We start from the raw sequence: 21,512 nt of genomic DNA on the forward strand, positions 1-21,512 counted from the left end.
CCGCGCTCGACGACGTCGTACGCCGCGTAGACGCTCGGCGTCGAGAGGCCCCTCCTCGTTGAAGATCACGACCCACCACCACGTGCCGTTGTCGGGGAGCGGCTCGACGACCTCCCCCGCCCGGTGCCCGCCGCCGTGCCGCCGAGGAGCGCGAACGGCACGTCGGAGCCGAGGTCCGCGGCGATGCCGAGCAGCTCGTCGTCGGTCGTGTCGAGCTGCCACAGGCGGTCGAGGGCGAGCAGCGTGGCGGCGGCGTCGGCGGAGCCGCCGGCCATGCCGCCGGCGACCGGGATCCCCTTGTGCACGGTGATCGCGGCCGCGCGGTCGACGCCGTGGTGGGCGGCGAGGGCGCGGCCGGCGCGGACCGCGATGTTGGTGTCGTCGTCGGGCACGGCGGCCAGGTCGACGTGCGGCTCGCCGACGGTGCGCACCGACCACGCCGCGGCGTCCTCGACGGTGACGTCGTCGTAGAGCGACACCGCCTGGTAGACGGTCTCCAGCGGGTGGAAGCCGTCGGGTCGCAGCCGGCCGACGCCGAGGTAGACGTTGACCTTGGCCGGCGCCCGCACGGTGACCGTGCGCGGCGCGAGCTCGGGCAGCAGGCTCATCGAGGCACCTCCCCCATCCGTTCGGGCCCTTCTCGTCCGGACTCGAGCTGCTCGGCGATGCGGACGAACGCGTCGATGCCGAGCGACTCCCCCCGCGCCATCGGGTCGACGCCGGCGCCGGCGAGCGCCGCCGCGGCCGCCTCCGCGGAGCCGGCGAGCCCGCGCAGCGCACCGCGCAGGGCCTTGCGGCGCTGGGCGAACGCCGCGTCGACCACGGCGAACACCTGCTCGCGGCTCACGGCGCTGGTCGGCGGGTCACGGCGGGTCCACGCCACCAGTCCCGAGTCGACGTTGGGGGCGGGCCAGAAGACGTTGCGGCCCACCGCGCCCGCCCGGCGTACGTCGGCGAACCAGGCGGCCTTCACCGACGGCACGCCGTAGGTCCGCGAACCCGGCCCGGCGGCGAGCCGGTCGGCGACCTCGGCCTGCACCATCACCAGTCCGTGCTCCAGCGACGGCAGCAGCGCGAGCAGGTGCAGCAGGACCGGCACCGACACGTTGTAGGGGAGGTTGGCCACCAGCGCGGTCGGCGGCGGGCCGGGGAGCTCGGCGACCTGCAGCGCGTCGGCGGGCACCACCCGGACCCGGTCCTCGCACCCGGGGGCGTGCGTCGCGATCGTCTCCGGCAGCTGCTCCGCGAGCAGCGGGTCGACCTCGATCGCCGTCACCTCCGCACCCGTCTCGAGCAGCGCCAGCGTCAGCGAGCCCAGGCCGGGACCGACCTCGACGACCACGTCGGCACCCGTCACCCCGGACTCGCGCACGATCCGGCGCACCGTGTTGGCGTCGATGACGAAGTTCTGCCCCCGCTGCTTGGTCGGCCGCAGGTCGAGCCGCGCCGCGAGCGACCGCACCTCCGCCGGCCCGAGCAGGCGCGGCGACGACGGCGGGGTGCTCATGTCCCAGGAGGCTATCCGTGCCGCCAGGGACCGGCGGGCAGGGGACCCGCGAAGGCCAGGATGGTCAGAGCCGGTCGAACGGCTCGGCGTAGCGGAAGCGACCGGGCCGGCCGTCGTACCGGCTGAGGGTCCGGACCTGGAAGTGGTCGCCCCACGCCGGGTCCGGTGCCACGACGCCGACGGTGTGGGCGGGCGCGAACCCGAAGCGGCCGTAGTACGCCGGGTCGCCGAGCAGCGCGACCAGCGGCTCGTCGAGCGCGTCGGCCGCGCCCAGCACCGCGTGCACCAGGGCCGACCCGATGCCGGTCCGCTGCCGGTGCGGCAGCACGCTGAGCGGCCCGAGACCGAGCGCCGGCCGGTCGTCGACGCGGGCGCGCGTGGCGACCACGTGGCCGACGACGGCGTCGTCCTCGACCGCCACCAGGGACAGCGCGGGGATCCAGCCGGCGTCGTCGCGGAGCCACGACAGGAGCGTCGCCTCACCGGGTTCGCCACCCGGCTCGACCGGCGGCGCGCTGTGCGCCGCGCCGTCGAACGCGGCGGCCGTGACCGCCCGGACCGCGTCCACGTCGGCGGGTTGCTCGCGACGGACCAGCACGGTGGCACCCTCCGGCCCACCGCCGCTCGGCGTCAACCGGTTTCCCGGCGTCGACGCGCAGAACCGGCAGTCACGGAGTCGTGACTGCCGGTTCTTCGGGCGCCTCGTGAGTTACTGCGGCAGGCCCAGGCTGGCGGAGCAGGCCGGCCAGGAGCCGTAGCCGCCGGTGGCGGCGCGGAGCTTCTCGGCGATCGCGATCTGGGTCTCGCGGCTCTGCTGGTGCGGGTAGCCCGGACCGCCGTAGGCGCGCCACGTCGACAACGAGAACTGCAGGCCGCCGTAGTAGCCGTTGCCGGTGTTGATCGCCCAGTTGCCGCCGGACTCGCACTGCGCGAGGGCGTCCCAGACGGTGCCGCCGCCGGCGACATCGGTGGTCGGCTCCGGCTCCTCCTGGGTGCCGACCTCGACGATCTCCGCGACCGGCTCCCGGGTCACCTTGTGGCGGACGAGCTCGCGCTCGACGACCTCGCCGTTGCGGACGACGACCCGGTACGTCGCGTTGCGCGCGCCCGCGCGGCCCTCGCGCACCACGGTCTCGGTGCCCTCGGGGGAGGCGTCGTCCTCACGGGTGATCGTGTCGGCGTGGAAGGCCTCGCCCTCCACCCGCTTGGTGCGCACGTCGATGTCGACGTACTCGATCTCGTCGCCGTCGGTGATCCGCGCCCCGCGCTTCGGCGTGGTGCGGTCGTGGCGGTCGAGCTCGACGTCGAGCTGGGTGAGCGCCTGCCGGACGGTCAGGGCGGGCACCTCGACCTTGCGCGGCTTCTTGCCGGCCAGGGTGACGGTCAGCTTCTTGGGGGTGACGACCTCCAGGGGACAGCCCGCCGCGGTCGATCTCGGTGCCGCGGCTGGTGGAGAGCCGGGCGTCGCGGTGGACGGCGCCGACCTGCGCGAGGGCGTCGTCGACCGACAGCGCCGTCACCCAGTGGGTGCTCGTCCGGCCGTCGACGGTCAGCTCGAGCTGGCGGGCGTAGCGCACCGCGATCCGGCTGCCGTCGTCGACCTCCGCGTCGAGCGCGGGCTGCACGAGGTCGTGCTCGCCGATCTCGATGCCCTCGGCCTCGAGCACCTCGCCGACGGTGTCGCCGAGCCCGGTGACCTTCCCGCTCCTCGCCGTCGACGGCGAGGGTGACGGTGGTGCGCATCGACTGGTAGCCGAACGTGGCGCCGGTGACCGCGAGGAGCACCACGGCGACGGTGGCCACCAGGACGACCCGGCTGCGGCTGGCCCGGCCGAGGAGGGCGGCTGCTCTGGCCCTCGGGGAGGGGCGAGGGAGTGGTGGAGGGGGACTGCGGGGTGTGCTCGTCGAGCGGCACGATTCTCCGAACGTCGTACGTCCCGGGCCTCGGGAGGCGCGGCGCGCACAGCGCCACACGCGGGCCACGGCCCCGCCGTACGCACGGCGGTCGCGACCGTCCCGATCCCGGCCTTCGTCCCTCCACCAGAACAAGAGACCCGGGTGGGATGCAACTCCTGGGCCGCCGATCCCGGCGGTGGCGTGAGCCGATTCACGCTGTCGGACCACACCGGTCACACCGGCACCAGCGGTGCGCTACCAGGTGCCGCCGAACGCGATCTCCGTGTTGGCGTCGACGGCCGCGCACAGGTCGCCGAGGTCGTCGCCGCGCTCGGCCGCCATCAGCCGCATCGTGAGCGGCACCAGGTAGGAGGCGTTGGTGCGGCCGCGGTGGGGGTGCGGGGTGAGGTAGGGCGCGTCGGTCTCGACGAGCAGCCGGTCGCGGGGCGTCACGCGCAGCGCGTCGCGCAGCGGGGCGGCGTTCTTGAACGTGACCGTGCCGGCGAAGGACAGGTGGGCGCCGCGGTCGAGGCAGGCGCGGGCGAAGTCGGCGTCGCCGGAGAAGCAGTGCATCACCCACCGCTCGGGCGTGCCCTCGGCGTCGAGCACGTCGAGCACGTCCTGGTGTGCGTCGCGGTCGTGGATGACGAGGGTCTTGCCCAGCCGCTTGGCGAGGTCGACGTGCCACGCGAACGACTCCACCTGGACCGCCCGGCCGTCCTCGCCCGTGCGGAAGTGGTCGAGGCCGGTCTCCCCCACCGCCCGCACCCCGTCGTGTGCCTGCGCGAGCCGCTCGATCTCGGCGAGCGCCTCGTCGAGCAGGCCGGCGGCGGCCAGCCGGGGTGCCTCGTTGGGGTGCAGCGCGACGCCGGCGACGAGCTCGGGGTGCTCCGCGGCCGCGGCGACCGCCCACCGCGCGCCCGGCAGGTCGCAGCCGATCTGCACGATGCGTCGTACGCCGACACCGGCGGCGGCGTCGATGGCCGCGCGGGGGTCCCAGGGCTCGCCGCCGCGGCCGATGTCGAGGTGGCAGTGGTTGTCGACGACCGGGTGCGGCAGCGGCTCCGGGACGGGCGGCAGGTCGCCGGGTCGGGCGTCAGCGGCCACGGACGCGCTCCAGGACCGCGGCGGCCAGCGCCTCCGGGGCGTGGGTGGGGATCCAGTGCGAGACGCCGTCGAGGGTGACGAGGCGGTAGGGCGCGTCCACCCACTCCTCGGTGCGGCGGACCGGCCACGGACCGACGAACGCGTCGCCGTCGCTCCACACCATCGTGGTCGGCACCGTCACCTTGCGCGGCGTCGCGCGGGGGTCGGGGAACGGCATCGCGCGGTACCAGTTCAGGGCCGCCGCGCAGCGCGTCGTCTCTGACCATCTCGCGGCGGAACCGGGCGACGTCGTCGTCGGTCATGCCGCTGCGCCGCAGCGACCGCTCCCAGAGGGGGCTCGCAGCCGCCTTCTCGGGCACGAACGGGAGCTGGAAGAAGCCCATGTACCACGACCGGAGGACCTGCGGCGAGCGCACCAGCGACGCGGCGAACGCACCCGGGTGGGGCACCGAGACGGCGGTCAGCGAGCGGACCCGCTCGGGTGCTCCGGCGGCGAGCAGCCAGCCGACGACGGCGCCCCAGTCGTGCCCGACGACGTGGGCGGTGTGGTCGGGCAGCCGGTCGACCACGGCGACGACGTCGTCGACCAGCTCGCTGAGGCGGTAGTCGCGGCGCCGGCGTGGCCGCGCGCCCGGGCTGTAGCCCCGCTGGTCGACCGCCAACGTCCGGCAGCCGGCGTCGGTGAGCAGCGGCACCACCCGCCGCCACGCGGTCGCCCGCTCCGGGAAGCCGTGGAGCAGCACCACCGGCTCGCCGTCGAGCGGTCCCTCGTCGCGCACGTCGAACGTCAGGCCGTCGCGCTCCACCCGCGTGATCCGGTCAGTCATCGTCGTCCGCCTCCCGCTCGACGTGCACCACCTGGTAGACCTCCCGCTTCGGCAGGCCCGCCTGCCGGGCGACCCCCGCGATCGCGTCCTTGCGCCGCAACCCGTCGCGCTCGAGCGCCGCGACCGCGGCGCGCAGGCTCGCGGGGTCGGTGTCGACGGCCGCCGCCGGCGCCGCCCCGGCCACCACGATCGTCACCTCTCCGCGCACGCCCTCGGCGGCCCACCGGGCCAGCTCGGCGAGCGCGCCACGGCGTACCTCCTCGTAGGTCTTCGTGAGCTCGCGGCACACCACCGCGGGGCGGTCGTCGCCCCACGCGTCCGCCATCGCGGCGAGGGTCGCGCCGGTGCGGTGCGGCGCCTCGAAGAACACCATCGTCCGAGGCTCGGCGGCGAGCTCGGCCAGCCGCCGCGACCGCTCGCCGGCCTTGCGGGGCAGGAAGCCCTCGAAGCAGAACCGGTCGACCGGCAGCCCCGACACCGCGAGCGCGGTGAGGACGGCGCTCGGGCCGGGCACCGCGGTCACGTGGATGCCGGCCTCGACCGCGGCGACGACCAGCCGGTAGCCCGGGTCGGACACCGACGGCATGCCCGCGTCGGTCACCAGCACGACCCGCTCGCCGGCCTGGAGCGCCTCGACCAGCTGGGGCGTCCGGCCGGTCTCGTTGCCCTCGAAGTACGACACCACCCGGCCCCCCACCTCGACCCCGAGGTCGGCCGCCAGCCGGCGCAGCCGCCGGGTGTCCTCGGCCGCCACCACGTCGGCACCGGCGAGCTCCTCCGCGAGCCGCGGCGGGGCGTCGGCGACCCGGCCGATCGGTGTCGCCGCGAGCACGAGCACGCCGCTGGAGGTCACGCGCCGATCATGTCAGGCCGCCGACCCGGCCCATCTCCGCACCGCGAACCCGCCGACCCGGCCCATCCCCGCACCTCAAACCCGCCGACCCGGCCCAAACCCGCATCTCAAACTCGCCGACCCGGCCCAAACCCGCACCTAAATCCCGCCGACCCGGCCCAAACCCGCACGCCAAACCCGCCGACCCGGCTCCAATCTGCAGACGGCTGTGCGGAGACGCGCCGGGTCGAGCCCTTCTGCGCGCCGGAACGCGCCGGGTCGAGCCCTTCAGCGTGCGGAAACGCGCCGGGTCGAGCCCTTCAGCGCGCCGGAACGCGCCGGGTCGGGCCCTTCTGCGTGCGGAGATGCGCCGGGTCGAGCCCTTCAGCGTGCGGAGACGCGCCGGGTCGAGCCCTTCAGCGTGCGGAGACGCGCCGGGTCGAGCCCTCCTGCGTGCGGAGATGCGCCGGGTCGGCGTGGGGGGCGGCCGTAGAGTTCAGGCTCGTGACCGCGACCGACGAGCACCCGCCCGACGCGGAGGAGGCCGGGAAGGAGCCGCCGGGCGGGCAGGAGCCGCCGGGCGGGGGAGAAGCCGCCAGGCGGGCAGGAGCCGCCGGGCGGGGAGAAGCCGCCGGGCGAGAAGGAGCCGCCGGGCGGGGAGGAGTCGGCATCGGACGAGGGGACGGGGCCGGTGGCCGTGGAGACCCGGCCGCGCTGGACCGGCCTGTCCCGGACGGCGTACGGCGGGCCCGTCCCGCTCGCGCTCGACCGGGCCCGGGGCGCGCTCGCCGGGCTGCGCCGCAGCGAGCGGCTGGTGGGGTGGCTGGCGCCGCTCGGCGTGACGCTGCTCGCGTTCGGCCTCCGGATCCACCACCTGGGCAACCCGGACCGGTTCGCGTTCGACGAGACCTACTACGCGAAGGACGCGTGGTCGCTGCTCAACAACGGTTACGCGCGGTCCTACCTCGCCGATGCCGACGGCGACCCCGAGACCGAGATCGACGACGACATCCTGGCCGGGCACACGCTCGACGTGTGGGGCACCGAGCCGTCGATGACCGTCCACCCCGACGTCGGCAAGTGGCTGATCGCGCTCGGCGAGAGGGCGTTCGGCATGGAGCCGTTCGGCTGGCGGGTGGCGTCGGCGGTGGTCGGGGCGCTGATGGTGCTGGTGATGTGCCGGCTGCTGCGGCGGATGACCGGTTCGACGCTGCTCGGCTGCGTCGGCGGCCTGCTCCTGATGCTCGACGGCCTCCACTTCGTGCTCTCGCGGCTCGCGCTGCTCGACATCTTCCTGGCGTTCTTCCTGCTCTGCGGCGTCCACTGCGTGGTCGCCGACCGCGACCACTTCCGCCGCCGGCTGGCCTCGCCGGGCGGCCGCGGCGCAGTCGGCCGATCCGGACGCGCCGACGCCCACCCCCGGCTGGCGCTGGGGCCCGCTCCGCGCGTCCCTCCTCCGGCCCTGGCTCCTCGCCGGCGGCGTCAGCTTCGGCCTCGCGATCGGCACCAAGTGGGCCGCGGCCTACCCGCTCGCGGCGTTCGGGCTGCTGGTGTGGCTGTGGTCGGCCGGCGCGCGGCGCAGCTTCGGCGTGCGGTGGCCCGTCCTCAAGTCCGCGGTGCTCGACGGCGTGCCGGCGTTCGTGCACCTCGTCGTCGTCGCCGGGCTGGTCTACGTCGCGACCTGGGGCGGCTGGCTCGCGCACGCGGGCGAGTACGAGGAGCACCTGAGCTCCACGCAGTACCGCCAGTTCACCGGCGAGGGCCACTGCGCCGAGGACGACGACAGCTTCGTGCCGACCGGCCTCGACGCCGACCGGCGCTGGCCGACGGCGACCGAGCCGGACGCCGACGGGATCGGCGAGGCGTGGCAGTCGCTGCGATCGCTCTGGTACTACCACCAGGACGTCTACACGTTCCACACCCACTTCCTGAACTGCTCCGAGCACACCTACCAGTCCAAGCCGCTCGGCTGGCTGGTCCTCAACCGGCCGGTCGGCGTGGCCGTCACCAACGACATCCCGCCGAGCGCACCCGGCTGCGACGCCGCCGAGGGCAGCGACTGCATCCGGCAGGTGCTGCTGATCGGCACCCCGACGATCTGGTGGGGCGGGTGCCTGGCGCTGCTGCTGGCGGTGGCGCTGTGGCTCGGCGCGCGGGACTGGAGGTACGGCGTCGCGGTGGTCGGCGCACTGTCGACCTGGCTGCCGTGGCTGCAGTACGACGACCGGCCGATCTTCCTGTTCTACGCGGTTGCGATCCTGCCGTTCGTCGTCATCGCGCTCACCCTCGCGATCGGCCACCTGATCGGGCCGTCGCGGGCCCCGTCGGCCCGTCGTACGGCCGGGGTGGTCGTCGGCGGCGCGTTCCTCGTGCTCACCTTGGTCAACTACGCGTGGTTCTGGCCGATCTGGACGAACGGCCTGCTGACCAACGCGGAGTGGCTCGACCGGATCTGGTTCGCACGCTGGGTTTGACCGGTCGCGGTTCCCCGGCCCACCGTCGGGGTACCGCCCGGCCATGGACGGCACCGACTCCACGACCGGCTCCCCCGTCGACGCCCCGACCGACGAGACGTTCCTCCGCACCTTCGACGGCGCCCGGGTGCTGGTGACCGGCGGCGCCGGGTTCCTCGGCTCCTGGGTGTGCGAGCGCCTCGTGCGGGCGGGGGCGCACGTGCAGTGCGTGGACTCGATGGTCACCGGAGACGCCGGCAACGTCGCGCACCTCCGCGACCACGAGCGGTTCCGGCTGGTCGAGGCCGACGTGACCGACGGGATCCCTGCCGAGGGGCCGCTCGACCACGTGCTCCACCTGGCGTCGCCGGCCTCGCCGGTGCACTACCGCCGGCTGGCGCTGGAGACGCTGGCGGTCGGCTCGACCGGCACCCGCAACGCCCTCGACCTGGCGGAGCGGGAGGGCGCCCGCTTCCTCCTCGCCTCGACGTCGGAGGTGTACGGCGACCCGGAGGTGCATCCGCAGCCGGAGACCTACCGCGGCCGGGTCGACCCGGTCGGTCCGCGCAGCTGCTACGACGAGGCGAAGCGGTTCGGCGAGGCGCTGACGGTGGCGCACCGCGAGCAGCGCGGCACCGACACCGCGATCGCGCGGATCTTCAACACCTACGGGCCGCGGATGGCGGCCGCCGACGGGCGGGTGGTCTCGACGCTGCTGCACCAGGCGCTGACCGGTGCGCCGATGACGGTCGCGGGTGACGGCACGCAGACCCGGTCGCTGTGCTGGGCCGGCGACACCACCGTCGGCCTGCTCCGCCTGCTCGCCTCCGGGGAGGCCGGCCCGGTCAACATCGGCAGCGAGGACGAGTGGCGGATCATCGACCTGGCGGAGCTGATCAGGGAGCTGACCGGCTCCTCCTCCCCCGATCGTCTACGTCGACCTGCCGAAGGACGACCCGGTCCTCCGGCGCCCCGACCTCACCCGCGCCCGGCAGCTCCTCGGCTGGGAGCCGCGGACGCCGCTGCGGGACGGGCTGCGGCAGACGATGCACTGGCTCGCGTCCCAGGAGGCGTCCCGGGAAGCAGCTGGGGCCGCCCGAGCAGGCTGACCGCCGCGGCGACCACCTCCTCCGGGGTGATCCGCAGCAGCCGCTCGTCCGGCTCCGCCCCGTGCGGGTCGCCCCGCTCCCCCGGCCGGCCGTGCCAGAGCGCGAGGTGAGGCCCGTCCTCCGGCGGGCCCCACCACGCCGGCGGGATCGGGCCGAACAGCACCACCGACGGCGTGCCGAACGCCGACGCCAGGTGCGCCACGCCGGTGTCGCCGCACACGACGAGCCGGGCTCCGGCCACCAGCCCGGCCAGCCGCAGCGGGTCGGTGCGGCCGGCCAGCACGGCGAGGTCCGGCAGCCCCGCGAGCCGGCGCACCTCCTCGGCGAGGGGCCGCTCGTCCTCGGAGCCGGTGATCAGCACCGGCGCGAACTCGCTGGCCCACGCCGCCACCGCGGCGAAACGCTCCGCGGGCCAGCGGCGGCCGGCGTACGCCGCGCCGGGATGCAGGAGCACCGCTCCCGGACCGCGGTGGCACGGCGCGCCCGGAGGGGGCTCGACCCGGAGGTCGGTGGGATAGGCCGGCAGCCCGAGGCCCTCCTCGAGGAGGCGGCACCAGCGGTGCCGCTCGTGCTCGTCGGCGCGCCACTCCGGGCCTGCCACCGGCTCGCCGTCCGGCCCGGGCCCGGCGAACGCGACCAGTCGCCCCGGCCGCAGGGCGAGCAGCGGCGCCTTGCTGGCCGGTCCGTTGCCGTGCAGGTCGACGGCGACGTCGGGTGGCGGTCCGGTCCAGGGCACGCCCTCGAGCCCGACGGTGGGGACGACCCGGTCGCACACGCCGGCGAGCTCGGCCAGGGGTGCCAGGCCGGCCGGCATCGCGAGGACGACCTCGTGGTCGGGCAGGCCCCGCCGCAGCGCGCGCAGCGCGGGCACGCCGGCGAGCAGGTCACCGAGCCCCAGGGCGCGGAGCGCGACGGCGGTGGGCACGGTCGCTACCCCCGCGCGGCGGCGCGGGCCTCCGCGACCAGCCGGGTCGTCGAGCGGCCGTCGAGGTAGGGCAGGACGACGGTCTGGCCACCCCACTCGGCGAGCACCTCGGCCTCGGGCAGCTGCTGCACGGAGTAGTCGCCGCCCTTGGCCCACACGTCCGGCCGCAGCCGGCGGATCGCCTCCACCGGCGTCTGCTCGTCGAACACCACGACGGCGTCGACGGGGTCGAGCGCCTCGAGCACGCGGGCCCGGTCGGCCTGCGGCACGATCGGCCGCTCGGGCCCCTTCAGCCGGCGCACCGAGTCGTCGGAGTTGAGCAGCACGACCAGGCAGTCGCCGAGCGAGCGGGCCGCGCGCAGGGTCTCCACGTGGCCGGCGTGCAGCAGGTCGAAGCAGCCGCCGGTCGCGACGACCGTGCCCCCGGCGGCGCGCACCCGGTCGACGACGGAGCCCGCGGTGTCGGCGTACCCGGCCGCCGGCTCGAGCGCGGAGGCGCCGCCGGCGTGCACGAAACGGGCGGCGGCGTGCACGGCGGCCTCGACGGCCTCCGGGACGACGGCGCCGCCGGCGAGGGCGAGGGCGGCGGTGGCGGCGAAGCAGTCGCCGGCGCCGCAGGGGTCGCCGTCGGCGGCGGTCAGCGCGGGCGGTACGACGACCGGCGGCTCGTCGCCGCGGCTGAGCAGGGCGCCGCGGCGGCCGAGGGTGACGCTGACCGCGCGGGCGCTCCAGTGGTCGACGAGCGCGGCGCCCAGGGGCGGCGAGGGCGGCGAGACCGGCCCGCTCGGCACGGCCACCGTCGGCGGCGGCGGCGTCGACCAGCCCGTCGCCGAGCGCCCGGGCCTCGGCCTCGTTGGGCGTGACCAGGGCGGCGCCGGCGACGGGGGCGGCGCCACGGGGGTGGGGGTCCCACACGACGGGAGCGCGCACCGCGGCGAGCGCGCCGCGCACCGCGGGGCTCGCGGTCGCGCCGGTGCCGTAGTCGGAGACGAGCACCGCGCCGGCGTCGGCGAGGACGTCCCGGGCCGGAGGAGGCAGGTCGTCCACCCGGCCCGGTCCGCCCTCGTCGAGCCGGAGCAGCGACCGGCCCTGCACCCGGACCCGCCGCTTGACGACGGTGCGGCCGGTTCGGGGGACGGCGACGAGCCGCACCCCCGCCTCCCGCACCAGGTCGGCGAGCCGCTCCCCGTCGGAGTCGCCGGCGACCGGCGCCACGAGCACCACCTCGCGGTCACCGGTGCGGGCGGCGAGCGCGGCCGCGAGCCCGGCGCCGCCGGGGCGCAGCACCTCCTGGTCCACGTCGACGACCGGCACCGGCGCGTCGGGCGCGAGCCGGCTCGCGGTGCCGACGACGTCGGCGTCGAGCAGCAGGTCGCCCACCACCACCAGCGGGCTGCTGGTCACGGCGCCTCCCCGTCCATCGGCACCGCACCGAGCCAGCGGTCGACGGCGGCGCAGAGGACGTGGACGGCGACCAGGTGCAGCTCCTGGACGGTCGCGGGGTAGGCGGCGTCGACCGCGCAGTACTCGTCGGAGTGCTCGGCCAGCGGGTTCGGCGCCGGTCCGGTCAGCGACCACACGGTGGCACCGGCGCCGTGGCCGCGTCGGGCGGCCTCGACCAGGTTGGGGCTGCGTCCGCTCGTCGAGAGCAGCACCAGCACGTCGCCGGGGCGCGCGTGCGCCTCCACCTGCCGGGCGAACAGCTCGGCGGGGTCGTAGTCGTTGCAGATCGCCGTGAGGCTCGACGTCTCGGCGCTGAGGCAGATCGCCGACATCGGTGCCCGGTCGTTGCGGTAGCGGCCGACCAGCTCGGCGGTCAGGTGCTGGGCCTGGGCGGCACTGCCGCCGTTGCCGGCGGCGAGCAGCCGCGCCCCGTTCTGCAGGCGCGGCGCCAGCCTCGTCCCCCAGTCGTCGACCAGGTCGACGCAACGGGTGAAGGCCGGGAGCGCGTCGCGCAGGCTGGCCAGGTGGTCGTGGTCGCACAGGGTCGGGCGGCGCACGCCGGCCTGCGGGGACATCTCGAGGGTCATGACCTCACCTCCTGCTTGCGGTCGGCCGCCCCGACGGCGGCTCGGTAGACGAGCTCGGTGCGCTCGACGATCGTCGACCAGTCGTAGAGCTCCTCGGCGCGACGCCGGCCGGCGGCGCCGTACGCGTGCCGCCGTCCGGGGTCGGCGAGCAGCCCGCGCACGGCCCGGGCGGTAGCGTCGACGTCGTGCGGCGGCACCAGCTCGCCGGTGACGCCCGGCACGACCGTGTCCCGGTGCCCGCCGACGTCGGTCGCCACCACCGGCACGCCGCAGGCCATCGCCTCGACGGGCACGATGCCGAACGGCTCGTACCAGGCGCCGGTCACCAGCACGTCGCTGCCCGCGAGGTACGCCGGCACGGCGGCGCCGGCGATCCCGCCGAGGAGGCGGACCCGGTCGGCGACCCCCAGCGACTCCGCCAGGCAGCGCAGCCGCCGCGCCTCCGGGTCGCCCTCGACGGCCTGGCCCGGCGGCCCGCCGACGACGAGCAGCTCGGTGTCGGGCAGCTGCGGGAGCGCCCGCAGGACCGTCTCGAACCCCTTGCGCGGGACCAACCGGCCGATGCACAGGACCCGGTGCTGCCGGCGCCGCGGCGGCACCCTCCCGTCGGCCTCGCCGTTCCCCTCGGGCCCGCCGTTCGTGTCGGCCCCAGCCCCGGGCCGGCAGCGGGCGACGTCGACACCGCACGGGATCACGCTCGAGCCGCCCGAGCGCAGGCCGAGCGCCCGGAGCTCGCGCACCTCGTCGCTGCAGGTCGCGATCACGTGGTCGACCTCCCGCAGCAGCCGCTTCTCGCAGGCGATCCGCTCCGGCGGGCTGGTGTCGTCCTCGCCCTGGTGGCGGCGCTTCACGACCCCGAGCGCGTGGAACGTCTGCAGGACCGGCACCGGCGCCGCCAGCTGGCGGACCGCCGCCGTCGACGCGACCCCGCTCATCCAGAAGTGGGCGTGCACCAGGTCGACCGGGTCCCGCGCCCAGCGGCGGGCCAGCCCCGCCGCGAGCTCGTCGAGGAACGGCGGCAGCTCGTCCTTCGGCACGGGGACCGGCGGCCCCGCCGGCACGTGGTCGACGAGGTAGCCCGCGTCGGTGCGCACCTGGTCGGGCTGGTCGTCGCTGTCGCGGCGCGTGTGCACGACGACGTCGTGGCCCCGTCGGGCCAGCCCGGCGGCGAGGTGGGCGACGTGGACGTTCTGCCCACCCGCGTCCTCGCCACCGAGCGTGGCGAGCGGGTTCGCGTGTTCGGAGACGAGAGCGATCCTCATCGTGCTGCAGCACCACCTTCCAGGACCCCGGAGGCGACCGGAGCGGCGGCGCCTCGCCGGATGCGCCCGACGGCGCGGACCACCTCGGCCGGGGTGACCGAGGCGAGACAGGGGTGGCCCGGGACCGGGCACACCGTCGCGCGGGTCGCGCGGCACGGCGCCCAGGCGTCGCCGAGCAGCTCGACCGGGACGCCGTACGGCGCCCAGCGCGCGGCCGGGACGGTCGGCGCGAAGAGGGAGACGACCGGCGTCCCGACCGCGGCAGCCAGGTGGGCGGGACCGGTGTTGCCGACCACGACCGCGTCGGCGTCGCGGAGCACGGCCGCCAGTCCCACCAGGTCGGTCCGGCCACCCAAGTCGCGGACGGCGGCGGTCCCGCCCGCGACGTGGGCGGTCAGCCCCGCCTCGTCGGGGGGCGCCGGTGACCACGACGTCGTAGCCCTCCTCGGCGAGGAGGGCGGCCGCTGCCCGGAAGTGGTCGGCCGGCCACGCCCGGGCCGGCACCGAGGTGCCGGGGTGGAGCACCACCCGCGGCCGGCCGGTCGCCGGACCGGGCACCGCGTCGTCGCCGCTCGCCTGCTCGGGCAGGTCGACCCGCAGGCCGCCGTCGTCGCCGGGCGGCAGCTCACCCCCGCAGGCGCGCGCCAGGCGGAGCGCGGCCTCCGGCTCCGGGACGTCGCCCGCCGGTGCGAGTCGCACGTCGAGCAGCGATCCCGGGTAGTCCTCGCTGACGGCCCCGATCCACGGCACCCCGCGAGCCGGAGGGCGAGGGCGGTCGGCAGCGGCGACTGGTGGAAGGACGTGAAGACGACCGCCTCGTCGATCCCGAGCGCGGCGACGGTGGCCACCAGGTCGTCGAGAGCGCCCGGCCGCACCGGGTCGGGCTCCGGGTCGATCCAGGGAGCGCGCCAGCACACGACGTCGTCGATACCGGGCAGCAGCGGTGCCACGGCCCGGCCGCGCGGGCCGCAGAGCAGTGTCAGCCGGTCGCTCGTCGCGCGCAGGGCGCGCAGCGCGGGACCGGTGACGAGGAGGTCACCGATGTTGTCGAGCCGGACGGCGAGGCGGTGGGTCACCAGCGCCCCCCGAGGATCCCCCGAGACCGCGGCCGCGAGGTCGGGGGGCGACCCGGTCGGCCGCCGCCACCTCCTCCGGGCGGGTCTGCGGCGTCGGCACCAGCACGCCGGTGGCGCCGGCGCCGCGGGCGGCCTCGACGTCGGAGCCGATGTCACCGACCACGACCGTGCGCTCGACGCTGACGCCGAGCTCGCGGCAGGCGCTACTTGACCAGCCCCGGCGCCGGCTTGCGGCAGGCGCAGCCGGCGTCCGGGGCGTGCGGGCAGACGTAGATCCCGTCGAACGGGCCGAGCAGCTCCTCGACCCGGCGGTTGACTGCCGCGACCTGCTCCGGCTCGAGCCGGCCGGTGCCGATCGCCGACTGGTTGGTCACCACCCCGACCCGGACGCCGGCGGCGCGCAACCGGTCGAGCACGTCGCGGGCGTGCTCGGTCGGTCGCACCAGCGCCGGGTCGCCGTTGTAGGGGACGTCGTGGACCAGGGTGCCGTCGCGGTCGAACAGCACCGCGTCGGGCAGCCCGCGCCAGGGCCCGGCGGTCCGGTGCCGGACCAGCCCGCGCAGCGAGTGCCAGACCGCGACAGGTGGGATCGCCGCACTGGTGACGACCATCCGCCGGACCTCCCGCGCGGTGCGCGGTCCGGGAGCGATCCGCGCCCACGCGAGCTCGCCGGTGCCGAGCAGCCACCCGGCCACGCCGGCGCCGGCGAGCGCGGGCCGCCGTGCGAGCACGCCGCCGAGGCCCGCGAGCCCCGCGGCCGTGACCAGCGCGTGCCGCGGCAGCCGGCCGAGCGGCGCCCGGGCGCGCGCCCGCCAGTCCGGGCCGTGCAGCCGCCGCATCAGCCGGTCGTCGGCGTTCCCGGCCTGCTGCCGCACGCTCGACCAGGTCCCGGGGTCCGGGCGCAGCGGGTGCGCCGTCTGCCGGACCCCCGTGCGCACGGTGCCGCGGTCGGCCCCCAGGCGGAGCGCGATGTCGGAGTCCTCCCGGAAGGCCCTGGTGAAGCGCTCGTCGAACCCGCCGACCGCGGCCAGCGCGTCCCTGCGGTAGGCCATGTCGGCGGTGATCCATGCCGCCCCGACCAGGCCGATCGTCACCCGCTCGTCGTCGGTCGGGCGCCGGTCCGCCGGCAGCGGCACGACGATCCGGCCCTGGGAACCGACCTGCCCCTCCGACTCGGCGATGGTGAGGTCGGTCAGCAGCAGCTGGTACCAGTCGCTCTCCGGCAGCACGTCGTCGTCGAGGAACGCGACCCACCGGGTCCGGGCGTGCCGCCAGCCGACGTTGCGGGCCCGGGCGGGGCCGCCGCCCCCGCTGCGCAGCACCTCCAGCACCATCCCGCCGCCGGGGGTCGAGGTCGGCGACGTGCAGCGGCGGCCCGGCGCCGGGTCGGTCGTCGACCACGAGCACCGGGGCGTCGACCCGGTGCTCCTGGTGCGCGAGGGCGCGGAGCAGGGCGTGGAGCGACGGACGCCCCACGGTGGGGATGACGATCGTGACGTCGCCGGTCACGGGCGCCACCCGGGCCGCCGGACGACGTACGGCCCGATCGCGAGCATGGTGATCGGCGACGCGCCGAAGCACTCGAGGGCGTCCCTGGGGGTGTCGACCATCGGCCGGCCGGCGGTGTTGAAGCTGGTGTTGACGACGACCGGGAGCCCGGTGCGGCGCTCGAACGCCGCCAGCATCCGCGCCGTCAGCGGGTGCTCGTCCTCGGCCACGGTCTGGATCCGGGCGGTGCCGTCGACGTGCACGACGGCCGGGATCCGGTCGCGCCACTCCGGCGCCACGTCGTGGACGAAGAGCATGTACGGCGACGGCACCGGCCCGCGGCCGAAGATCGCGGTCGCCCGCTCCAGCCGCACCATCGGCGCGACCGGGCGGAACTGCTCGCGGCCCTTGACGTCGTTGAGGCGCTCGAGGTTGCGCAGGTGGCCGGGGTGCGCGAGCAGCGACCGCTGCCCGAGGGCCCGCGGCCCGTACTCGCTGCGACCCTGGAACCACCCGACGATCCCGTCCGCGGCGAGGTGCTCGGCGACCGCCTCCGCGACGTCGGCGGGCTCCTCGTAGGGCAGCCCGGCGACGTCGAGCGTGGCCCGGACCTGCTCGGCGCTCCACCCGCGGCCGAGCGCGGCGCCCGGCATGGGCTCGACCGGGTGGCCGCACTCCGCCGCGTGGTGCAGCGCCGAGCCGAGGGCGGTGCCCGCGTCGCCGGCGGCGGGCTGGACCCACACCTCGTCGTAGCCGGACTCCTCGTGGAGCCGGGTGTTGGCCACGCAGTTGAGCGCGACCCCGCCGGCCAGGGCCAGCCGGTCGCCGCCCGTGCGCTCGCGCAGCCAGCGCGCGAGCTCGAGCAGGGTCTCCTCGAGGCAGGCCTGGGCGGAGGCGGCGAGGTCGGCCCACTCCGTCTGGTCGGGCGTCCACTCCTGGTCGGCGGGCCGGGGCTTCGTCAGCGCCGACCAGTCGACCGGCCCGGCACGGAAGCCGCCGTCCGGCGTGATCCCCACGCTCGCCCGCAGCTCGCGGAGGAACCGAGGCTCGCCGTACGACGCCAGCGCCATCACCTTGTACTCGTCGCTGGATCGCTGGAACCCGAGGTGCGCCGTGAGCTCCTCGTAGAACAGGCCCAGCGAGTGCGGCAGCGCCTGGCCGGCGTGGACGGTGAGCCGGCCGCCCTCGTAGCGGCCGGCGAGGTGGCTGCGGCACTCCCCTCGCCCGTCGAGGACGAGCACGTCGCTGTCGGGGTGCGGCGCGGCGAGCGCGGCGGACCCGGCGTGGGCCACGTGGTGGGGGACGAACCGCACCCGCTCGGGGTCGAGCCCCGGGAGCGCGTCCGCGATCATCGTCGGGGCGTGCCGGGCATAGCGCTGCCGCAGCTCGTCCCAGGGGTCGTCGAGGCCGAGCTCGTCCGCGGGCCGGGCGAGCGCGGGGTCGAAGGAGTAGGTGACCGCGTCGAGGTCGCCGGGCTCGAGGCCCGCCTCCTCGAGGCACCAGGGCGCGGCCAGGAACGGCAGCTCCCAGGCCGCGAACGGCAGGTTGGGGGTGGCCGTGCTTGCGCCGCGAGAACCGCTCCTCCTCCGCGGCCGCGACCGTGCGGCCGTCGACGACGAGCGCGGCAGCCGGGTCGTGGAACAGCGCGTTGATCCCGAGTACCCGCACGTCTCCTCCTGGTCGAACGCATGTCCGGTCGGCGCGTCGTCAGCCCCACGTAGGGAGAAGCGGTACCCACCAGCGCTTCCACAAACGGTTCTCCGCGCGCCGGGTTGGACCCCCCGCCGATGGGCACCGCACGACCCATGAGGATCTCCGTGCTCGGGACCGGCTACCTGGGGGCGACGCACGCCGCCTGTCTCGCGCGCGAGGGGTACGACGTCGTCGCGGTCGACTGCGACCCGCGGAAGGTCGCCTCGCTGGCGGCCGGTCGGGCGCCGTTCCGCGAGGACGGCCTCGACGACCTCCTGCGCGCCGGCATCGACGCCGGGCGGCTGTGCTTCACCACCGACCTGCACGAGGCCGCGGGCGCCGACGTGCACTTCCTCTGCGTCGGCACGCCGGAGACGACCGACCCGCCGGGGCGCCTCGACCTCTCCGCGCTCTGGGGCCTGGTCGACGACCTGGCCCCGCTCCTCCGCCGACCCTGCCTGCTCGTCGGCCGGTCCACCGTGCCGGCGGGCACCGCCCGCGAGGTCCGCGACCGCGTGCAGCGGTCGGCGCCGGCCGGGCCGGAGGTGTCGGTGGCGTGGAACCCGGAATTCCTCCGCGAGGGCCACGCCGTCGCCGACTCCGTCGACCCGCACCGGATCGTCGTCGGGACCGAGGACGCCGCCGACCTGGTGTCCCTGCGCGAGGTCTACCGACCGTGGCTCGACCGCGACGTCCCGTTCGTGACCACCGACCTCGCCACCGCCGAGCTCGCCAAGGTGTCGGCCAACGCGATGCTCGCGACCCGGATCTCCATGGTCAACGTCCTCGCCGAGCTCTGCGAGCAGGCCGGCGCCGACGTCGACGGACTGGTCGAGGTGCTCGGCGGCGACCCTCGGATCGGGCGCGACTACCTCGAGCCCGGGCTCGGCTTCGGCGGCAGCTGCCTGCCCAAGGACCTGCGCGGGCTCACCGCCTCGGCGCAGGACGCCGGGCTCGCCGTCGCCGCCGACTTCCTCCGCCAGGTCGACCGGGTCAACGACCACCAGCGCAGCCGCACGGTCGCACTCGCGACCGACCTGCTCGGCGGCGACGTCCGCGGGCGTCGGATCGCCGTCCTCGGCGCGGCGTTCAAGGCCGGCTCCGACGACCTGCGCGAGTCGCCCGCGGTCGACGTGGCCGGCCGGTTGGCCGGCGCCGGGGCGACCGTGCTCGTCCACGACCCGGCCGCGCACGACGTACCGTCCGACCGGCCGTGGCAGCTCGTCGCCACCGCGGCCGAAGCCTGCACCGACGCCGAGCTGGTGCTCGTGCTGACGCCGTGGCCGGAGTACGCCGACCTCGACCCCGCCCGGTTGCGGCGGCGGGTCCGGTTCCCGCGGGTGATCGACGCCCGCCGGGCGCTCGATCGGGAGCGGTGGCAGCAGGCCGGCTGGCAGCACTGGGCGCCCGGCGTCGACGCAGCGACGCTGCCCGCGGACCACCGGAGCGTGGCCACGGCATGAGGATCCTGATCTGGCACGTCCACGGCTCGTGGACCACCGCCTTCGTGCAGGGCCCGCACGAGTACCTGCTGCCGGTCACCCCCGACCGCGGCCCCGACGGGCTCGGCCGGGCGCGCACCTGGACCTGGCCGCACACCGCCGTCGAGGTGCCGCCCGAGCGGCTCGCCGACGAGCACGTCGACCTGGTCGTGCTGCAGCGGCCGCACGAGCTCGCGCTCGCCGAGCAGTGGCTGCGCCGCCGGCCGGGGCGCGACGTCCCGGCGGTCTACCTCGAGCACAACACGCCGCTCGCCGACGCCCCCGGCGGCGTGCCCGACTCGCGGCACCCGATGGTCGACCAGGACGCGATCCCGATCGTGCACGTCACCGGGTTCAACGAGCTGATCTGGGACAACGGCCGGGCGCCGACGACGGTGGTCGAGCATGGCGTGATCGACCCCGGCCACCGCTACACCGGCGAGGTCGCCCGGGCGGCCGTCGTCGTCAACGAGCCGGTGCGCCGGGGTCGCACGGTCGGCACCGACCTGCTGCTGCGGCTGGCGCGGCCGCGCGGCGTCGACCTGTTCGGCATGGGGGTGGAGGAGCTGCGCAGCGCCGACGGCGCGATCGCGACGTACGAGGACCTGCCGCAGAGCCGGCTCCACGTCGAGCTGGCTCGCAGGCGGGTCTACCTGCACACGGCCCGCTGGACGTCGCTGGGGCTGTCGCTCATCGAGGCGATGATGCTCGGGATGCCCGTCGTCGCCGTCGCGAGCACCGAGGCGCACGCCGCGGTGCCGCCCGGCACCGGCGTGCTCGCGACCCGCCCGGACGACCTGGCCCGGGCGGTCGACCGGTTCCTGGCCGACCCGGGCCTGGCCCGCGCCACCGGCCGCGTCGCGCGCGACCACGCCCGGTCGCGCTACGGCCTCGAGCGGTTCCTCGCCGACTGGGAGGCGGTGATCGGGTCGGTCACCGGGGTCACCGGCGCCGACGCCACTGGGGTCAGCGCGGGAAGTACTCGTTCCGCAGCGTCGGGATGACGTTCTGCAGCACCGTCTCGGGCGGCATCGTGACCGCCACCTCGATCAGCCGCGCGACGATGTCGGGGTCCATCATCCGCTCCTGCGGCAGCGACCACTGCTCCATCATCGGCGTGTTCATCGCCGCCGGGTGGATGGCCGAGACCCGCACCGGCCAGCCGTGCTCGCGTGCCTCGGTCTGCATGACCTCGGTGAGCTTGCCGAGCGCCGCCTTCGACGCGTTGTAGGCGCCCGCGCCGGCGCCGACGGTCAGGGCGCTGATCGAGACCACGTTGACGACGTCGGCCAGCAGGTCGGCGCGGCCGAGGGCGAGCCGGCCGCGGACGAACGCGCGGCCGGTGTGCATCGGTCCGTGCACGTTGACGCCGAACACCTGGTGCCACCGCTCGTCGTCGATGTCGACCAGGTCGGCGCCGCGGTCGGTGCCGGCGTTGTTGACCAGGCAGTCGAAGCGCTCGCCATGGGTCTCGAACGCCGCCCGGAACGCCTCGTCGACGGCGGCGCTGTCGGCGACGTCGAGGGCCACCGGCTCCGCCGACCCGCCGGCGTCGGCCGCCAGCTCGGCGGTCCGCCCGGCCGAGCCCTCGTCGATGTCGGCCACCAGCACGTGCGCGCCGCCGCGCGCGAAGCGCAGGCAGGTCGCGCGGCCGAGCCCGCTGCCACCCCCGGTCACGAGGGCGACGCGGCCGGTCAGTTCCTCACCCATCCGGTCCTCCTGTCGTCGGTGGCGGGGCGGTACCCGGTACACCGGCTCGGATGCGGGGGTGGCGGCCCGGCCGGCCGCGCCCGCCCCGCGATTGCCGGCCACTAGGCTGCGGAGCGG

At 76.3% G+C, this 21,512-nt stretch carries 20 protein-coding genes and 4 pseudogenes; 6 read left to right on the forward strand and 18 right to left on the reverse strand.

Features of this window, described 5'->3' with window-relative positions:
- Window positions 1-65: 65 nt before the first annotated feature.
- The 9 genes and pseudogenes from MF408_RS05480 to rsmI form a co-directional block, all read right to left on the reverse strand.
- A complete protein-coding gene (locus MF408_RS05480) occupies window positions 66-608 on the reverse strand; it encodes a hypothetical protein (protein ID WP_240250571.1) in 543 nt (180 codons plus the stop codon).
- Window positions 605-1,507, reverse strand: coding sequence for a 16S rRNA (adenine(1518)-N(6)/adenine(1519)-N(6))-dimethyltransferase RsmA (gene rsmA / locus MF408_RS05485; RefSeq protein WP_240250572.1), 903 nt, complete (start codon window positions 1,505-1,507; stop codon window positions 605-607). The genes MF408_RS05480 and rsmA overlap by 4 nt, the downstream gene beginning before the upstream one ends.
- 64 nt (window positions 1,508-1,571) lie before the next feature.
- Entirely contained in the window at window positions 1,572-2,105 is a 534-nt protein-coding gene (locus tag MF408_RS05490; RefSeq protein WP_240250573.1) for an N-acetyltransferase, read from the reverse strand.
- Window positions 2,106-2,216: 111 nt separating this feature from the next.
- Window positions 2,217-2,723, reverse strand: a complete 507-nt coding sequence (locus MF408_RS24995; RefSeq protein WP_275693357.1) for a resuscitation-promoting factor — start codon at window positions 2,721-2,723, stop codon at window positions 2,217-2,219.
- Window positions 2,668-3,174: a ubiquitin-like domain-containing protein gene (locus MF408_RS05505; protein WP_240250574.1), complete on the reverse strand. Its 507-nt coding sequence runs from the start codon at window positions 3,172-3,174 to the stop codon at window positions 2,668-2,670. The genes MF408_RS24995 and MF408_RS05505 overlap by 56 nt, the downstream gene beginning before the upstream one ends.
- 484 nt (window positions 3,175-3,658) lie before the next feature.
- The gene (locus MF408_RS05510) at window positions 3,659-4,510 is read right to left on the reverse strand and encodes a TatD family hydrolase (protein ID WP_240250575.1); all 852 of its coding nucleotides are present in this window, start codon (window positions 4,508-4,510) and stop codon (window positions 3,659-3,661) included.
- Window positions 4,500-4,727, reverse strand: a complete 228-nt coding sequence (locus tag MF408_RS05515) for an alpha/beta hydrolase (RefSeq protein ID WP_240250576.1) — start codon at window positions 4,725-4,727, stop codon at window positions 4,500-4,502. The genes MF408_RS05510 and MF408_RS05515 overlap by 11 nt, the downstream gene beginning before the upstream one ends.
- A 139-nt stretch (window positions 4,728-4,866) precedes the next feature.
- A pseudogene (locus MF408_RS05520) lies at window positions 4,867-5,337 on the reverse strand (alpha/beta fold hydrolase); the annotation flags it as partial.
- On the reverse strand, window positions 5,330-6,190 hold the full coding sequence (gene rsmI / locus MF408_RS05525; RefSeq protein WP_240250577.1) for a 16S rRNA (cytidine(1402)-2'-O)-methyltransferase: 861 nt from the start codon (window positions 6,188-6,190) through the stop codon (window positions 5,330-5,332). The gene rsmI and the pseudogene MF408_RS05520, both read right to left, overlap by 8 nt.
- A gap of 1,093 nt (window positions 6,191-7,283) precedes the next feature.
- Between rsmI and MF408_RS05530 the strand changes: the two are divergent.
- From MF408_RS05530 to MF408_RS05540, 3 genes and pseudogenes are all read left to right on the forward strand, one after another.
- Window positions 7,284-7,445 (forward strand): annotated as a pseudogene (locus MF408_RS05530) (phospholipid carrier-dependent glycosyltransferase); the annotation flags it as partial.
- 274 nt (window positions 7,446-7,719) lie between these two features.
- Complete coding sequence (locus MF408_RS05535) at window positions 7,720-8,643, forward strand: hypothetical protein (RefSeq protein ID WP_240250578.1); 924 nt, start codon at window positions 7,720-7,722, stop codon at window positions 8,641-8,643.
- A 43-nt stretch (window positions 8,644-8,686) separates the two neighbouring features.
- Window positions 8,687-9,541, forward strand: a pseudogene (locus MF408_RS05540) (NAD-dependent epimerase/dehydratase family protein); the annotation flags it as partial.
- A gap of 59 nt (window positions 9,542-9,600) precedes the next feature.
- Here MF408_RS05540 and MF408_RS05545 read toward each other — a convergent pair.
- Window positions 9,601-10,656, reverse strand: coding sequence for a glycosyltransferase family 9 protein (locus MF408_RS05545; protein ID WP_240250579.1), 1,056 nt, complete (start codon window positions 10,654-10,656; stop codon window positions 9,601-9,603).
- Window positions 10,657-10,661: 5 nt separating this feature from the next.
- The gene (gene rfaE2 / locus MF408_RS05550; protein ID WP_240250580.1) at window positions 10,662-11,453 is read right to left on the reverse strand and encodes a D-glycero-beta-D-manno-heptose 1-phosphate adenylyltransferase; all 792 of its coding nucleotides are present in this window, start codon (window positions 11,451-11,453) and stop codon (window positions 10,662-10,664) included.
- 103 nt (window positions 11,454-11,556) lie between these two features.
- Here rfaE2 and MF408_RS05555 point away from each other — a divergent pair, with 103 nt between their 5' ends.
- Complete coding sequence (locus MF408_RS05555) at window positions 11,557-12,162, forward strand: hypothetical protein (protein WP_240250581.1); 606 nt, start codon at window positions 11,557-11,559, stop codon at window positions 12,160-12,162.
- On the opposite strand, the gene MF408_RS05560 is transcribed toward MF408_RS05555, so the two are convergent.
- The 6 genes and pseudogenes from MF408_RS05560 to MF408_RS05585 form a co-directional block, all read right to left on the reverse strand.
- Window positions 12,057-12,686, reverse strand: a complete 630-nt coding sequence (locus MF408_RS05560; protein WP_240250582.1) for an SIS domain-containing protein — start codon at window positions 12,684-12,686, stop codon at window positions 12,057-12,059. The genes MF408_RS05555 and MF408_RS05560 overlap by 106 nt on opposite strands.
- The gene (locus MF408_RS05565) at window positions 12,683-13,948 is read right to left on the reverse strand and encodes a glycosyltransferase (protein WP_240250583.1); all 1,266 of its coding nucleotides are present in this window, start codon (window positions 13,946-13,948) and stop codon (window positions 12,683-12,685) included. Before MF408_RS05565 ends, MF408_RS05560 begins: the two co-directional genes overlap by 4 nt.
- Window positions 13,945-14,863 (reverse strand): annotated as a pseudogene (locus MF408_RS05570) (glycosyltransferase family 9 protein). Before MF408_RS05570 ends, MF408_RS05565 begins: the two are co-directional and overlap by 4 nt.
- Before the next feature lie 120 nt (window positions 14,864-14,983).
- On the reverse strand, window positions 14,984-15,187 hold the full coding sequence (locus MF408_RS05575) for an HAD hydrolase-like protein (protein ID WP_240250585.1): 204 nt from the start codon (window positions 15,185-15,187) through the stop codon (window positions 14,984-14,986).
- Window positions 15,188-15,227: 40 nt separating this feature from the next.
- Window positions 15,228-16,358, reverse strand: coding sequence for an HAD-IIIA family hydrolase (locus tag MF408_RS05580; protein WP_240250586.1), 1,131 nt, complete (start codon window positions 16,356-16,358; stop codon window positions 15,228-15,230).
- A 171-nt stretch (window positions 16,359-16,529) separates the two neighbouring features.
- Window positions 16,530-17,864 (reverse strand): carbamoyltransferase C-terminal domain-containing protein, encoded by a 1,335-nt coding sequence (locus MF408_RS05585; RefSeq protein WP_240250587.1) that lies wholly within the window; start codon window positions 17,862-17,864, stop codon window positions 16,530-16,532.
- Between the two features lie 453 nt (window positions 17,865-18,317).
- Here MF408_RS05585 and MF408_RS05590 point away from each other — a divergent pair, with 453 nt between their 5' ends.
- Together MF408_RS05590 and MF408_RS05595 are read left to right on the forward strand one after the other, a co-directional pair.
- The gene (locus MF408_RS05590) at window positions 18,318-19,667 is read left to right on the forward strand and encodes a nucleotide sugar dehydrogenase (RefSeq protein WP_240250588.1); all 1,350 of its coding nucleotides are present in this window, start codon (window positions 18,318-18,320) and stop codon (window positions 19,665-19,667) included.
- Window positions 19,664-20,689: a glycosyltransferase gene (locus MF408_RS05595; RefSeq protein ID WP_240250589.1), complete on the forward strand. Its 1,026-nt coding sequence runs from the start codon at window positions 19,664-19,666 to the stop codon at window positions 20,687-20,689. The genes MF408_RS05590 and MF408_RS05595 overlap by 4 nt, the downstream gene beginning before the upstream one ends.
- Here the strand turns inward: MF408_RS05595 and MF408_RS05600 are convergent.
- Window positions 20,652-21,395, reverse strand: coding sequence for an SDR family oxidoreductase (locus tag MF408_RS05600; protein WP_240250590.1), 744 nt, complete (start codon window positions 21,393-21,395; stop codon window positions 20,652-20,654). The genes MF408_RS05595 and MF408_RS05600 overlap by 38 nt on opposite strands.
- Window positions 21,396-21,512 lie beyond the last annotated feature (117 nt).

The sequence above is a fragment of the Nocardioides sp. TF02-7 genome, assembly GCF_022437945.1.
GTDB lineage: Bacteria > Actinomycetota > Actinomycetes > Propionibacteriales > Nocardioidaceae > Nocardioides.

Excerpts from the sequence above, each read along its gene's own strand:
- MF408_RS05480 (WP_240250571.1), bottom strand. The coding sequence starts at position 608 with ATGAGCCTGCTGCCCGAGCTCGCGCCGCGCACGGTCACCGTGCGGGCG.
- rsmA (WP_240250572.1), bottom strand. The coding sequence starts at position 1,507 with ATGAGCACCCCGCCGTCGTCGCCGCGCCTGCTCGGGCCGGCGGAGGTG.
- MF408_RS05515 (WP_240250576.1), bottom strand. The coding sequence starts at position 4,727 with ATGCCGTTCCCCGACCCCCGCGCGACGCCGCGCAAGGTGACGGTGCCG.
- MF408_RS05560 (WP_240250582.1), bottom strand. The coding sequence starts at position 12,686 with ATGACCCTCGAGATGTCCCCGCAGGCCGGCGTGCGCCGCCCGACCCTG.
- MF408_RS05565 (WP_240250583.1), bottom strand. The coding sequence starts at position 13,948 with ATGAGGATCGCTCTCGTCTCCGAACACGCGAACCCGCTCGCCACGCTC.
- MF408_RS05580 (WP_240250586.1), bottom strand. The coding sequence starts at position 16,358 with ATGGTGCTGGAGGTGCTGCGCAGCGGGGGCGGCGGCCCCGCCCGGGCC.
- MF408_RS05585 (WP_240250587.1), bottom strand. The coding sequence starts at position 17,864 with ATGATCGCGGACGCGCTCCCGGGGCTCGACCCCGAGCGGGTGCGGTTC.
- MF408_RS05590 (WP_240250588.1), top strand. The coding sequence starts at position 18,318 with ATGAGGATCTCCGTGCTCGGGACCGGCTACCTGGGGGCGACGCACGCC.
- MF408_RS05595 (WP_240250589.1), top strand. The coding sequence starts at position 19,664 with ATGAGGATCCTGATCTGGCACGTCCACGGCTCGTGGACCACCGCCTTC.
- MF408_RS05600 (WP_240250590.1), bottom strand. The coding sequence starts at position 21,395 with ATGGGTGAGGAACTGACCGGCCGCGTCGCCCTCGTGACCGGGGGTGGC.